This window comes from Streptococcus infantis (assembly GCF_047465035.1).
In the GTDB taxonomy this organism is placed as follows: domain Bacteria; phylum Bacillota; class Bacilli; order Lactobacillales; family Streptococcaceae; genus Streptococcus; species Streptococcus infantis_T.
The window spans coordinates 108,535-122,733 of record NZ_JASHAQ010000002.1 but is presented as its reverse complement, the minus strand read 5'-3'; the positions used below and the strand labels follow the sequence as shown (position 1 = coordinate 122,733).

Sequence of the window (14,199 nt, the reverse complement as noted above, 5' to 3'; positions counted from 1 at the left end):
AAAATGCATACTATCAAGTTTTTTTAACCTGACAATATGCATTTTCTGATTTTAAGACTTTTTGCCCAGTCTCTTCATTTACCTATTTACTATTTTCGACAGCTGCTGTTACAAAAGCAGTGTAGAGTTCTTCTGGGCGGTTTGGACGACTTGATAGCTCTGGATGGTACTGACAAGCTACAAAGAATTTATTTTCTGGAATTTCCACAATTTCTACCAAACGATTATCTGGTGACACTCCTGAAAAGACAAAACCTGCTCCTTCAAACTGTTCACGAAAAGCATTGTTAAACTCATAACGGTGACGGTGACGGCGTTGCACCACCTCTTTGTTATGATAAGCTGCCGCTGCCTTAGAACCACGTTTTAACTTAGAAGGATAAAGTCCCAAACGAAGGGTCCCACCCATGTCCTCAACATCAATCTGATCACGCATGATATCGATGATAGGGTATTTGGTATCAGGATTTAGCTCTGCTGAATTAGCTCCTTCAAGACCTAAGACATTACGTGCAAACTCGATACAGGTCAACTGCATACCCAAGCAGACTCCAAGCATTGGTACATCATTTTCACGCGCATAGCGAATCGCTTCAATCTTACCTTCTGTTCCACGTTGGCCAAAACCACCTGGAACGATGATTCCGTCAGCGTCAGATAGAAGTTCTGCCACATTGTCAGCTGTCACATCGTTAGCATTGACCCAATCAATCTTGACTTCTGCATCATTGGCATAACCAGAGTGTTTCAAGGCCTCTACGACAGAAATGTAGGCATCTTGCAACTCGACATACTTACCAACAAGAGCAATTTTGACTTGTTTTTTTAGATTCATAACCTTGTCCACCATGGCTGACCATTCTGTCATATCTGCTACTGGTACGTCTAATTTCAGGTGGTCACAGACAATTTGGTCCATACCTTGTGCCTGCAAGTTCAGTGGAATTTGGTAAAGATGATCCACATCCAAGGACTCGATAACTGCTTCTGGCGCCACATCACAGAACTGGGCTAGTTTATTTTTAATCCCTTGTCCTGCTGGTTTTTCTGTACGAATGACTAACATATTTGGCTGGATTCCCAAACCACGCAATTCTTTGACAGAGTGTTGAGTCGGCTTGGTCTTCATTTCTCCAGCTGCCTTGAGGTAAGGAAGCAAGGTCGTATGGATATACATGACATTATCTGCACCCACATCTGCCTTCATCTGACGAAGAGCTTCTAAGAATGGAAGGGACTCGATATCGCCGACTGTTCCACCAACCTCTGTAATAATAACGTCAGAGTCAGTCGTTAGGGCAGCACGCTTGATTTTTTCTTTCAAGGCATCTGTAATATGAGGAATAACTTGGACAGTTGCTCCAAGGTACTCTCCACGGCGTTCCTTACGAAGAACTTCGCTGTAGATTTTACCAGTTGTCACGTTTGAGTATTTGTTGAGGTTGATATCGATAAAACGTTCATAGTGGCCCAAGTCCAAATCTGTCTCAGCCCCATCATCAGTTACAAAGACTTCTCCGTGCTGGTAAGGGCTCATGGTTCCTGGGTCGATATTGATATAAGGGTCAAATTTTTGAATGGTCACCTTCAAACCACGGTTTTTTAAAAGACGTCCAAGACTCGCTGCAACGATCCCTTTTCCAATAGACGACACCACACCACCAGTGACAAAAATATATTTCGTAGACATAGATTCCTCTTTCTAAAATGCTCAAGGTCTTGTTCACTAACAGGGGATTGAGAAAACAAGACCTTCATCAATAACTACACCCCAAGAAGAAAAGCTTCCTGGAAAAACAAAAATAGCTCCCTAATAACTAGGGAGCTCCGACCTCTAAAAGAGGTGCCCGAACAATATATTACCTCAAAATGAACCATTTGTCAAATAGAACAAATCGTTGACTTGGCGCATTCCAGCTTACAAAACTAATTCAAATTAATACAAAAAAGCTGGACTAGGAAATCGAGACTTGATAGACCGATTCCAGCTCCAACTCCTTTTTATTTTTATTCTTCCTCTTCTTCAGAGTCTTCGTCGTCTTCTTCATTAAGATCGACTTCTTCGTCTAGATCATCTGGGGCGATTTCATTGATTTCAGCATCGTAGGCTTCCACTTCATTCTTCTCATCATCTGGATTTTCATCATCATAAGAAAGAGCTGGATCTTCTTCGTAGGCGTCTTCATCCTCTGGATCATCTGCACTGTAATCAATAGCATCTGTATCACCATCCATAAAGGCGTTGACACGTTTTTTCTTAGCCTTAGGTGCTACTTCTTCATCATCACTTTCTTCAAGAGCAATGATTTCCTCATCGATTTCATCCACTCCATACCATGAACGAAGGCCCCATTTGTTATCTCCAAGTGAGATAAAGCTACCGTCAAAGTTCAACTCTGTATAGAACAAAGGCAAAGCTTCACGAATATCGCTATTAGAGGTACCGAGATAGTTTTGGATTTCATTAACCAAATCACTAAAATGCATTTCGTGATCACGACCACGGAGTTCCAAGATGGCACGAGCCACCTCAATCATAGATAGTTCACTTTTTTCTTGCCCAGCAAATACTTCTAATTCCAAAGCGTTTCTCCTCATTTTTTACTACTAACGCCAGAGTGGATAAACTCCGGTCTCATTTTATCATGTACTCTTTATTGTACGATAATTTTGCCTAATAGTCAAAGGTTTAGGAGAAATAAATGTGAAATATTTCAGCTAATTAATACTCAATGAAAATCAAAGAGCAAACTAGGAAGCTAGCCACAGGCTGCTCAAAACACTGTTTTGAGGTTGCAGATGGAAGCTGACGTGGTTTGAAGAGATTTTCGAAGAGTATAAAAGACCTGGGAGATACACTCACAGGTCCGATACTTTATTTATAACTCAAAGCTCGTTTAAAGGTTTTCCAGATCCCCAAATCATCTGTTTGAAGGACCAAACTAGCATACATGCGTCCGATAAAGACTGTTGCAGTTACTGCAAAAATGACTGTTATAGCAAGAGAAATCCAAGCTTCTAGTCCATTTGCGTAACCATTGATAGCTCTGAATGGCATAAAGAAGGTTGAAACGAATGGGATGTAAGAACCGATTTTCAAAATCAAATTATCACCAGAAGTTCCTAATACTGTTACCCCAATGAAACCTACCATAATCAAAAGCATCAAAGGCGATAAGGCCTTACCAGAATCTTCAGGTCGCGAAACCATAGAACCTAAGAAGGCAGCCAAGACTACATACATAAAGAGACTAACCAAGACAAACAACAAGGTATTGATCGAAAAGGCTTCTCCCAAGTGATTTAGAATACCTGAATTTGCCAAGATAGGCATATCCTTAAAGAATAAGATAGCTCCAAGTCCACCTACAACATAAATCCCAATATGACTTAAAATGACTAGGAGCAGGGCGATCATGCGAGCGTAGAAGTAATGGCTGGCACGAATACTTGAGAAGACCACTTCCATGATTTTAGTCCCTTTCTCACTGGCCACTTCTTGAGCAGTGACACTAGCATAAGTAATCAAAATCATATAAAGGAAGAAGCCCAGTCCTGCAGCAGCAAAGGTTTGGACCATCTTTTTATTTTCCTTGGCTTCATCAATTTTCTCTGTAAATTGAACCGTTTGAGCCAAGCGTTTTTCCTGTTCCTGAGACAAATTTGCTTCTGAACGGTTGAGTTGGGATTGAAGTTCATTCAACTTAGCGGTCACTGCTAACTTAATGCCACTCTCTAGTGAAGTCTCACCATGATAGACTGCCCTGAGGACACTATTCTCCTGGTCAATGGTTAGATAGCCTTTTATTTTTTCATCTTTGATAGCGACTTGGGCACTTGCTTCATCCTTATAGTCAAAGTTAAGACCATTGGTCGATTTAAGTTCCTCTGTAACAAGAGGAACAGAACTAACTACTGCTACCTTACTATTTTGAGCCAAGGAAGAACCTTGGAGAACACCAATTCCTCCAGAAAGACCTAAAAAGAGGAAAGGCGAAATCACCATAAAGAAGAAACTCCACGACTTGACATGTCTTAGATAGGTTTCTTTGATTACAACCCACATATTTCTCATACTTCCACCCCTGATTCTAATTTAAAGATTTCATCGATTGTTGGAGCTTGTTGATCAAAAGTCGCGATATATCGACCTTGAGTCAAGATTGGAAAGAGCTCTCTACCTGCACTTTCATCATCCAAGATTAACTTCCAACTGCCTTGCTTGGTCAAGCTAACCTGTTTGACATGAGGAAGGCTCTCCAGTTCTTCCTTGCTTCGGTCACTAGAAACAAAAAGTCGTGTTTTCCCGTATTGATTGCGAACCTCTTGAACCGGTCCATGCAAGACCACACGCCCATCACGAATCATGAGGATATCATCACAAAGTTCTTCGACATTGGTCATGACATGGTCAGAAAAGATAATGGTCGCGCCGCGTTCTTTTTCTTTCAAGATAACCCGCTTAAGAAGTTCGGTATTAACTGGATCCAAGCCACTAAAAGGCTCATCTAGGATAATCAAGTCTGGTTCATGAATCAAAGTGATAATCAACTGAATCTTCTGTTGATTTCCTTTTGAGAGACTTTTAATCTTGTCCGTCAGTTTCCCCTTAACTTCCAGTTTTTCCATCCATTGAGGGAGTTTTTCTTTGATTTCCTTGGTGTCCATGCCTTTTAGGGTCGCCAAGTAACGAACTTGTTCAAGGACTGTCAATTTAGGCATGAGACTGCGTTCTTCAGGCAGATAGCCAATCCGAGCGTAGGTCTCTTGACGAATATCCTGACCATCTAGACTGATTTCTCCCTGATATTCTAAAAACTTCAAAATACTGTGGAAAATCGTTGTTTTCCCAGCACCGTTTTTCCCGACTAGCCCCAAAATACGACCTGGTCGCGCTTGAAAGTCAATACCAAACAAAACTTGCTTGGATCCAAAACTTTTCTCTAGACTTCTTACTTCTAGCATCTTTCACCTCCGAAATGTCTTGCACTCATTATACTCCTTTTTGATAGCCTTTACAATAATTTCTGTCCATTTTATCATCCTCATTTTAGTAAAAAATCTTAGGGTACTTTGAGTTATGAGTACATTATACACTGGTAAACTCCAATTTATCTTCTCTGTTCCTCAACTGTCTATTTTTGATCCTGAATTGTTATTTGAAAAGCAAAAATCCACCCCGAAGGATGGATTGATACTTTAACGCACTTCTGCATTGACTTTTTCTTCAAGTGATGCTTGGATTTTTTCCATGTAGCGTGCGACTTGTTCGTCTGTCAAGCTATCTTCTGGATTTTGGAATGTCAAGCTATAAGCCATTGACTTCATACCAAGTCCTAGTTTTTCACCTGAGAAGACATCAAAGAGTTTGATATCTGTCAAACGTTTCACGCCTGCAGATTTGATGGCATCAACCACATCTTGGTGAGTCACATCTGCTTTGAGGAGAAGAGCGATATCACGGCTGACTGCTGGGAATTTAGTAATTTCCACAAATGGAGCAGCTGGTTGAAGGGCTGCTTCAATAGCTGAAAGGTTGAGCTCTGCTACATAAGTTTCTGGAATGTCGTAAGCCTTAGCTGTAATAGGATGTACTTGACCGAGGAAACCAAGGACTTGGTCACCGAGTGAGATCAAGGCTGTACGTCCTGGATGAAGACTAGCAATTTCAGAGGTTGCTGTATAAGTCACTTCTAGTCCCAAGCGAGAAAATAGCGCTTCAAGGATTCCCTTAGCATAGAAGAAATCAACTGGAACTGCTGCTGTTTGGAAATCTTTTTCAGCAACCAAGCCTGTCAAGGCAAAGGCAAAGCTGTTGATCTCATTTGGAAGTTCTTCTTTTGGATTTCCTGTTTGTTCAAAGACTTTTCCAATCTCGTAAAGGGCCAAGTTTTTATTCTTACGAGCCACGTTGTAGGCAACAGTATCAAGGATACCTGAGATCATATTTTGACGGAGGACAGAACGATCCACAGTCATTGGCCACATGAGTTCCGTAAGGTTACTTGGTTGAGCCGTAAACTCAACTGCTTTTTCAGGAGTTGTTAGAGCATAGGTGATGATTTCTGTCAAACCTGCTCCTTCAGCAATCGTACGAATTTGACGGCGAAGTTTTTGTGTCGCAGTCAATTCACCAGCTGTACCGTCATCTTTTGGAAGACTAGTTGGCAAGCGGTCATAGCCATAGATACGAGCGATTTCTTCAAAGAGATCCGCTTCGATGGTGATATCCCAACGGCGACGTGGGACGCTGACTGTGAAGGCTTCTGCATTTCCAGAAAGGCCAAATCCAAGACGACGGAAGACATCCTCTACATCCGCGTAGGAAAGCTCCGTACCAAGGACACGGTTAACATCGGCAAGAGTTGAAGAAACTTCTACATCGGAAGTATCAAGCTCACCCGCTGAAACGATGCCTTTACGCACTGTCGCACCAGCCAATTCCGCAATCATGCTTGCTGCTGCATCAAGGGCTTCATTAACGGTTGCCACATTGATGCCTTTTTCAAAGCGAGAAGATGATTCTGAACGAAGGTTGAGGCGACCACTTGTCTTACGGATAGATTTGCCATTGAAGACAGCAGCTTCAAGAACGACACGACTAGATTTTTCAGAGATTTCTGTAGCCTGACCACCCATGACACCTGCAAGGGCTACTGGTTTGTCAGCCACAGTGATGACTAGGTCTGTTTCTGCAAGTTCACGCTCTTCCCCATCCAAGGTCACTAATTTCTCACCAGCACGCGCTTCACGTACACGGATGTCAGTCCCTTCAAAGGTATCCAAGTCAAAGGCATGCATAGGTTGGCCAAAGTAAAGCAGGATATAGTTGGTCACGTCGACGACATTATTAATCGGACGGATGCCTTCGTTCATGAGGAGGTTTTGCAACCATTGTGGACTTGGTACGATGGTCACATTGTCCAGGATACGAGCGGCATAGTAAGGCGCCTTGTCTGTGTCGATGCTGACAGAAAGAGCATCCGCTGCAACTTGGTCTGTTTCTGTTAAAGTAAATTCTTTGAAGTTGACTGCCTTGTCATAGATAGCTGCTACTTCGTGCGCTACCCCACGCATAGAAAGAGCATCTGCACGGTTTGGAGTGATGGAAAGTTCGATGATTTCATCATCCAAGTCTAGATAAGAAAATACTTCCTCACCTGGAACAGCCTCATCTGGCAAAATTTGGATGCCATCTGCAAATTCCTTTGGTACAACGGAGTCAGAAATGCCCAATTCACCAAGTGAACAGATCATCCCTAGTGACTCTAAACCACGGATTTTACCTTTTTTGATTTTGTAGTTATCTGCTATACGAGCACCTGGAACAGCCACCATAACCTTAATGCCTGCGCGCACATTTGGTGCACCACAGACGATTTGACGGGCTTCTTCTTCACCCACATTGACTTGGCAAACATGCAAGTGTGTTTCAGGTACATCTTCGCAAGACAAGACTTCTCCGACGACAATTTTTGAGAGACCAGCAGCTGGTGATTCAACACCTTCTACCTCGATCCCTGTAGTTGACATTTTTTCAGCCAACTCTTGTGATGGCACATCAATGTCCACCAATTCTTTTAACCATTTATAAGATACAAGCATAATTTAGTTTTCCAGAATGACAGTTATCACTCTAGTTCTTTTCCTTTCCTATCATTTCAATAGAAGAATCCTCTTCTTACCTTAATTTCTTTCTCAGTAACCAATCCGTATCTACTTTTTGACCAACCATAAAATGATGTTGGCTAAATTTTTCAAAACCATATCGATTATAAAATGCTTGAGCTTTTGTATTATGCTCCCAAACACCTAGCCAAGCCCAAGAAAAACTATTTTTTGTAGCAAGTTCAAGAGCAAATTCAAACAGTTGCTTACCTAGTCCAAATCCTTGGAATTTTTGTAGCACATAGAGACGTTGAATTTCAAAAGCATTCTCTAATTCTCTCTCAGTCTGAGCACTTCCCCAGTTGACTTTGAGAAAACCAGCTATCTCCTCTTCATGCATAATGAAATAGGTTTCGGAGTCAGGATTTCCCAACTCAGTTGACAAAACTCTCATACTATAAGCCTCTTCAAAGTATTCCTGTAACTGCTCTTCTGTATTATCATGAACAAATGTTTCACGAAAGGTTTGTTTGGCAATTTTGGCCAACACCTCAACATCTGGCATTTCTACTTTTCTAATCATTATTTAAACTGTTCTGAGAAGCGGACATCTCCTTGGTAGAAGCCACGAATATCGTTGATTCCATAACGGAGCATAGCTACACGCTCTTGACCAAGACCAAAGGCAAATCCAGAGTAAACAGTCGCATCGATACCACTCATTTCAAGGACACGTGGATGAACCATACCGGCACCCATAATTTCGATCCAACCTGTTTTCTTACATACGTTACAGCCTTCTCCACCACACTTGAAGCAAGAAACATCCACCTCAACAGATGGCTCTGTGAATGGGAAGTAAGATGGACGCAGACGGATCTGACGCTCTTCACCGAACATTTTTTGCACAATCAACTGAAGGGTTCCTTGAAGGTCTGCCATAGAGATATTTTTCCCAACAACCAAGCCTTCAATTTGGTGGAACTGGTGACTGTGAGTCGCATCGTCCGTATCACGACGGAACACACGCCCTGGCGAGATCATTTTCAAAGGACCTTTAGAAAAATCATGGGCATCCATAGCACGCGCCTGAACTGGAGACGTGTGGGTACGGAGCAAGATTTCTTCAGTGATATAGAAAGTATCCTGCATATCACGAGCTGGGTGGTCTTTTGGAAGGTTCATACGTTCAAAGTTATAGTAGTCTTGCTCCACTTCAAAACCATCTACGACTTGGTAACCCATCCCAATGAAAATATCTTCGATTTCCTCACTGGTTTGTGTGAGGACATGACGGTGACCAGTCGCAACTAGACGACCTGGTAGTGTAACATCGATGCTCTCACTTGCTAGTTGAGCTTCCACTTTCTTTTCTTCCAAGAGCTTAGCTGTTTCTTCAAAGGCTGCTGTCAAGACATCACGAGCTTCATTGACGTGTTTCCCAATGATTGGACGCATCTCAGCAGAGACATCTTTCATTCCTTTAAGAATCTCCGTAAGCGAACCCTTTTTACCAAGGACAGAGACACGCAAGTCTTGCATCTCTTTTTCATTTTCAGCAGTAATCTGCTTCAAGCTAGCCAGCGTTTCTTCGCGCAGCGCTTTTAATTGTTCTTCAATAGTTGACATAATTCCTCCATCAGTCTCTCGTAGATAAAAAGAAAACCACATGCCAAAAACTCCACTCGGAGCGTTGACACGCGGTACCATCCGTTTTTATCTGACAAGTCAGACCTTCATTTCTAAATCCATGCGCAAGTGAATTCACCCAACTTTCATATAGAGAGCTTGCAGTCACGGCTCTCCTCCCTGATATATTTCCCTTGAGTTACTAGTCTTGCAGATTTCTATTTAATTATTATTCATTTTATCAAAATTTAAGTAATCTTGCAAGATGTTTTGCGACTAATCAACATAGTCTCCACCTTCAAATCCATAGTACTCTTCTAAACTGAGACCACTAGCTGCAATTTCTTTGGCTTCTTTGCCAACATAGCGAAGGTGCCATTCTTCAGCCATATAACCGGTTTCCTTTTCCTTACCTTTTAGATAACGAACGACAAAGCCATAGTCTGCTGCATGGTCCAAAAGCCATTGGGCTGCCTTTTCTTCAGTGACTAGGTCTCCATTTGTTCCGATCAGGTCAAAAGCCAGACCAGTTTGGTGTTCACTATAACCAGGTCTTGCCGAATAGCGGTCAGCCTCTGCCTTTCCATCTTGATTAACGTATTCCTGGTAAAGTTGAGTCTGAGTCTCATAACTTCTAAAGCCACTGTAATGATCGCTAATCGGGAATCCTGCCTCTTGCATAGCTTTGATGAGTTTGACCAACTCAGCCTTGGCTGTTGGATTTTCCCCTGGATTATAGTCTTTAGACAATGGATAGTGTTTATTTGCTACGATGATTTCATCGTACTTGCCTTGAATGCTAAAGTAGTCTCCCTTATTGACCACTTCTGCCTTTTTTGGGCTCGCTTCCTGAGACTTACTTCCCGCGGTTCCTTCTTGTACAGTCTTTTGCTCTGAAGAAGCTTTTGCGTCAGAAGTTGCTGGTTTTTCTTGCGAACAAGCCGCCAATGTTAGGGCTAGTAGTCCTGACAAGATAAGGTATCTTTTTTTCATGATTTATCCTTTCATATGATAACTTTATCCAATTCAACAGATAAAGTTTGGATTAAGTTTTCTAATTGTTTCGGTTGCGCTTGGCAATCTTCTGCTGCCATTTCTTCCCAAGGAACCCACCAAACTGGACCACGACCATTAAGACCGTGTCCCTTCATATCACCCTCTCGTCTGGGGAAAATATGCCAGTGAGCATGTGCATCTCCATTTCCCAATAACTCTACATTCATTTTTTCAGCAGAAAAAGCTTTAGAAACTGCTTCCTGAACCAGACTCATTTCCTCTAAAAAACGAAGTTTAACACTTGGAGGTAGATGATGTAATTCTGTGACATGTTCCTTGGCTAAAAACAGAGTGTAACCTTCAAAATACTGATGATCACCAATAACAACATAGCCTGTTTCCAGTTCTTTTACAAAATAGGGATTTTCCCCCGCCTTAATCAATTCAATTCGTTGACAGATGAGGCACATCTTAGTCTACCAATCCACTATTGAGGTAAGCATCCACCATACGCTCAGTAGCAACTACAGAATCGATATGAGTACGCTCATAAGAGTGACTAGACTCGATACCCGCTCCTAGAAGAGCGTGTTTGACTTCTGCTCCAGCTGACATAGCTGCAGAAGCATCTGAACCATAAAATGGATAGATATCGAGTTTAAATGGAATATCCTGCTCTTTTGCCAAGGCCACCAAGTGTTGACGGAATTCATAGTGATAAGGACCTGAAGCATCTTTGACACAGATTGACACTGTGTACTCATCCGTCTGCTGGTCATCTCCCATTGCTCCCATATCTACCGCTAGATATTCGACAACTTGACTAGGGATGCTTGAGTTAGCACCATGTCCCACTTCTTCAAAGACTGAAAAGGCAAAATGCGTAGTGACGGGAAGTTCAACTCCTTCTTCCTTATAAACTTTAAGGAGATTGAGGAGAATAGCTGCACTGACCTTATCATCCAAATGACGAGATTTGATAAAACCTGTCTCAGTCACGACAGTTCGTGGGTCAAAACTAATAAAGTCTCCAACTTCGATACCGAGTGCGCGTGTTTCTTTTTCGTTGGTAACTTTTTCATCCAAACGCACTTCCATATTGTCCTGTGTACGTTCCGCTGTTCCCGCATCTTTGTAAACGTGACAAGAAGTTTGGTGGATCAAAATCGTACCTGATACGGTTTTACCTGTGCTAGCTACATGAACGGTACAGTTTTCTCCTTCAATCATGTTCCAAGGAAAACCACCGATACGATCCATCTTGAGACGACCGTCTGGTTTAACAGCACGGACGATAGCTCCCAGAGTATCCACATGGGCAGTTACATAACGCTGTTGCTCGTCATTTTTACCTTTGACAGTAACGTTGACACCACCTTTGGCAGTACGGATTGGTTGATAACCTAGTTTTTCAAGAGTCTCAACCAAATAATTCGTAATTTCACGCGTAAAACCTGTTGGTGACGCAATAGCAGTTAGTTCTTTGATATATTCTACAGTTTGATTCATTTCTTCACCTCTTTTGCTACCTATTATAACACATTTATCATCGGATAAAAAAAGAAAATCACTCCTGTAGACTTAGCTACAAAAGTGATTTTAGTGATTATTCCATTTCAAAAGCTTCACTTTCTTGTTTATTTGGAAGAACAAGAGAAAGTAGAATTCCGATAATAGCTGGTACTAACCATGGCAATGAAGCCTTAGCAAATGGTAGAGCGTTCACAATATTTGCAAGGGCCTCAACTTTAAAAGTAGATCCTAAAACACTTGCAATAGCAATGGCTGTGACAATACCAACGGTTAATTGCATTCCTGGTTTTGAAAGAGCAACAAACTTGTTCACAATCACAATCATGACAATGGCAATCGTAATTGGGTACAAAATAACGAGAACTGGTACAGAGTACTTAATAATAGCACTCAAACCAAGATTTGCAATAGCAAAACCAATCAAGGTAAAGACAGTCGCATAAACCTTGTAGCTGACTTGTGGGAAACGTCCGTTAAAGAACTCGGCAGTTGATACAATCAACCCTACAGTCGTTGTAAAGCAAGTAACGGTTACCATAGCCGCTAGGAAAAGCTGAGCAGTAGAACCAAAGATTTCTTGAGTCGCTTGAGACAAGATATAAACTCCCGGAGTTCCGCTCTTCATTGCTTCTTCTGTTACTGGGAAATGATTGCCCAAGAAACCTAGACCGATGTAGAGAGCACTAAATCCGAGTGCTACAACGATTCCAACAACCCAAATGGTTGAAATGTACTCTTTCTTGTTTGAAAAACCAAGTTGTTTCAAGGTTTGTACTGCAATAACACTGAAGGCAACCGAAGCAAGCGCGTCAAGTGTATTGTATCCTTCTAAGAAACCAGCTCCAAAGGCGGAAGCTTGATAAGCTCCTGAAGCTGCTTGTGGTGCGTTCCCAGCATACTTTAAAGCTCCAAGGATGACCAGAATAACAATTAAGATGGCAAAAACTGGAGTCAAGACTCGACCAATACGATCCAAGATTTTTGAAGGATTCAGCGAAATTAGGTAGGCAGCTACAAAGTATAGAATGGTGAAGACAATCAAACCTAAACCTTTATCTGCTTGATCTAATAGCGGACTAATACCAACTTCAAATGATGTCGTTGCTGTACGTGGAATGGCAAAGAATGGACCAATCGACAAGTACAAAGCTGCAAGATAAATTGTCGCAAACCATGGAGAAATTTTCTTAGAAATTTCATAGATATAACCCTTAGGATTAAGGGTACCAATGATCAAGGTTAGGACGGCAATCCCAACACCCGAAAATACAAATCCTGCAATGGCAGGAAGAAAGTTTTCTCCAGACTGTGCGCCTAGAGTTGGAGGGAAAATCAAGTTACCTGCTCCAAAAAATATTCCAAACAGGAGTAATCCTGTTAAAGCACCTTTTTTAGCCATAAACTCTCCTTATTAAAAATAAAATACTTTCTTAGTATAACATGATTAAAGGCTTGAAAAGGCTATCTCGAAATAATTTTAAAATGTTTTCAATTTTCTGATTTTTAGAACAAATAAACTCCCTTTAAAACCTTTCTTATTTTCGGTCTCAAAGGGAGATTTTCTTATTCTAAGGCATCCATGCCACCTTGGACATTGACAACCTCATAGCCTTGTTCTGCTAAAAATTGGTAGGCACGTGCTGAACGCATTCCTGATTTACAAATCACGTAGTAAAGATTATCTTTATCTAGTTGTTTATAAGTATCAGCTAATTGGCTGAGAGGTAAATTACGAGCGCCTTCTAAATGAAGAGTCTCAAATTCCTCTACTTCTCTCACATCTAATACAGAAAGCGACTCTTTCTGATAAAACTGATAAAAATCGTCAAAAGTAATTTCGTTCATTCTTTTTCTCCTAAAATAGTTTTAATTCTTTTTTTCAAATCTGGAACCACTTCTTCCTCAAACCAAGGATTTTTTTTCATCCAAATTTGATTACGTGGTGATGGGTGTACCAGAGGGAAATAATCAGGCAAATAATCTTTAAATCGATGCACACGGTCTGTCACCTTGCCACTGACCTTCTCATGTAGATAGTAGGCTTGGGCATACTGACCAATCAAGAGTGTTAATTGAATATCTGGTAATTCCTTCAAGAGTTCCGGATGCCATTTTTCTGCAAAACCTGGACGAGGTGGCAGGTCACCCGATTTTCCATGACCTGGAAAGTAGAAATCCATAGGCATGACAGCAAAGTAACCTGAGTTATAAAACGTATCTTCATCCACACCCAACCATTCTCGCAAGCGATCCCCACTTTTATCCTTCCAGTAAAGTCCTGCTTCTTGAGTTTTGAGACCAGGTGCCTGCCCAATGATATTGATTCGAGCAGTTTTTGGTGCTGCAAAGAGTGGCTCGATGCCTTGCTCAGTATAGCCGGCATTCTGTGGATCCGCCATAATAGCTTGCTTGATTCTTTCGATTTGAGACATC

The 14,199-nt window shown here is 41.5% G+C and carries 13 protein-coding genes; all 13 read right to left on the bottom strand.

What is annotated here, in order from left to right; translation table 11 throughout:
* Window positions 1–82: 82 nt before the first annotated feature.
* A complete protein-coding gene (locus QM406_RS01455; protein ID WP_371607524.1) occupies window positions 83–1,690 on the bottom strand; it encodes a CTP synthase in 1,608 nt (535 codons plus the stop codon).
* 317 nt (window positions 1,691–2,007) lie between these two features.
* A complete protein-coding gene (gene rpoE / locus QM406_RS01450) occupies window positions 2,008–2,583 on the bottom strand; it encodes a DNA-directed RNA polymerase subunit delta (RefSeq protein WP_049502915.1) in 576 nt (191 codons plus the stop codon).
* Between the two features lie 292 nt (window positions 2,584–2,875).
* The gene (locus QM406_RS01445; RefSeq protein WP_414273203.1) at window positions 2,876–4,075 is read right to left on the bottom strand and encodes an ABC transporter permease; all 1,200 of its coding nucleotides are present in this window, start codon (window positions 4,073–4,075) and stop codon (window positions 2,876–2,878) included.
* Window positions 4,072–4,965 (bottom strand): ABC transporter ATP-binding protein, encoded by an 894-nt coding sequence (locus tag QM406_RS01440; protein ID WP_414273202.1) that lies wholly within the window; start codon window positions 4,963–4,965, stop codon window positions 4,072–4,074. Before QM406_RS01440 ends, QM406_RS01445 begins: the two co-directional genes overlap by 4 nt.
* A gap of 234 nt (window positions 4,966–5,199) precedes the next feature.
* Window positions 5,200–7,605, bottom strand: a complete 2,406-nt coding sequence (gene pheT, locus QM406_RS01435) for a phenylalanine--tRNA ligase subunit beta (protein ID WP_414273201.1) — start codon at window positions 7,603–7,605, stop codon at window positions 5,200–5,202.
* 76 nt (window positions 7,606–7,681) lie between these two features.
* Window positions 7,682–8,191 carry a GNAT family N-acetyltransferase gene (locus QM406_RS01430; protein ID WP_153225199.1) on the bottom strand — a complete coding sequence of 170 codons (510 nt, stop codon included), beginning with the start codon at window positions 8,189–8,191 and terminating at the stop codon, window positions 7,682–7,684.
* A complete protein-coding gene (pheS, locus tag QM406_RS01425) occupies window positions 8,191–9,237 on the bottom strand; it encodes a phenylalanine--tRNA ligase subunit alpha (RefSeq protein ID WP_153225198.1) in 1,047 nt (348 codons plus the stop codon). Before pheS ends, QM406_RS01430 begins: the two co-directional genes overlap by 1 nt.
* Before the next feature lie 276 nt (window positions 9,238–9,513).
* Complete coding sequence (gene ldcB, locus QM406_RS01420; RefSeq protein WP_153225197.1) at window positions 9,514–10,230, bottom strand: LD-carboxypeptidase LdcB/DacB; 717 nt, start codon at window positions 10,228–10,230, stop codon at window positions 9,514–9,516.
* An 11-nt stretch (window positions 10,231–10,241) separates the two neighbouring features.
* Entirely contained in the window at window positions 10,242–10,703 is a 462-nt protein-coding gene (locus tag QM406_RS01415; protein ID WP_153225196.1) for an HIT family protein, read from the bottom strand.
* A gap of 1 nt (window position 10,704) precedes the next feature.
* Window positions 10,705–11,742 (bottom strand): M42 family metallopeptidase, encoded by a 1,038-nt coding sequence (locus QM406_RS01410; protein ID WP_414273200.1) that lies wholly within the window; start codon window positions 11,740–11,742, stop codon window positions 10,705–10,707.
* Between the two features lie 97 nt (window positions 11,743–11,839).
* Complete coding sequence (gene brnQ / locus QM406_RS01405) at window positions 11,840–13,165, bottom strand: branched-chain amino acid transport system II carrier protein (RefSeq protein ID WP_414273199.1); 1,326 nt, start codon at window positions 13,163–13,165, stop codon at window positions 11,840–11,842.
* A 164-nt stretch (window positions 13,166–13,329) separates the two neighbouring features.
* Window positions 13,330–13,611: a rhodanese-like domain-containing protein gene (locus tag QM406_RS01400; protein ID WP_049548374.1), complete on the bottom strand. Its 282-nt coding sequence runs from the start codon at window positions 13,609–13,611 to the stop codon at window positions 13,330–13,332.
* The gene (locus QM406_RS01395) at window positions 13,608–14,198 is read right to left on the bottom strand and encodes a uracil-DNA glycosylase family protein (protein ID WP_414273198.1); all 591 of its coding nucleotides are present in this window, start codon (window positions 14,196–14,198) and stop codon (window positions 13,608–13,610) included. The genes QM406_RS01400 and QM406_RS01395 overlap by 4 nt, the downstream gene beginning before the upstream one ends.
* Window position 14,199: the final 1 nt, after the last annotated feature.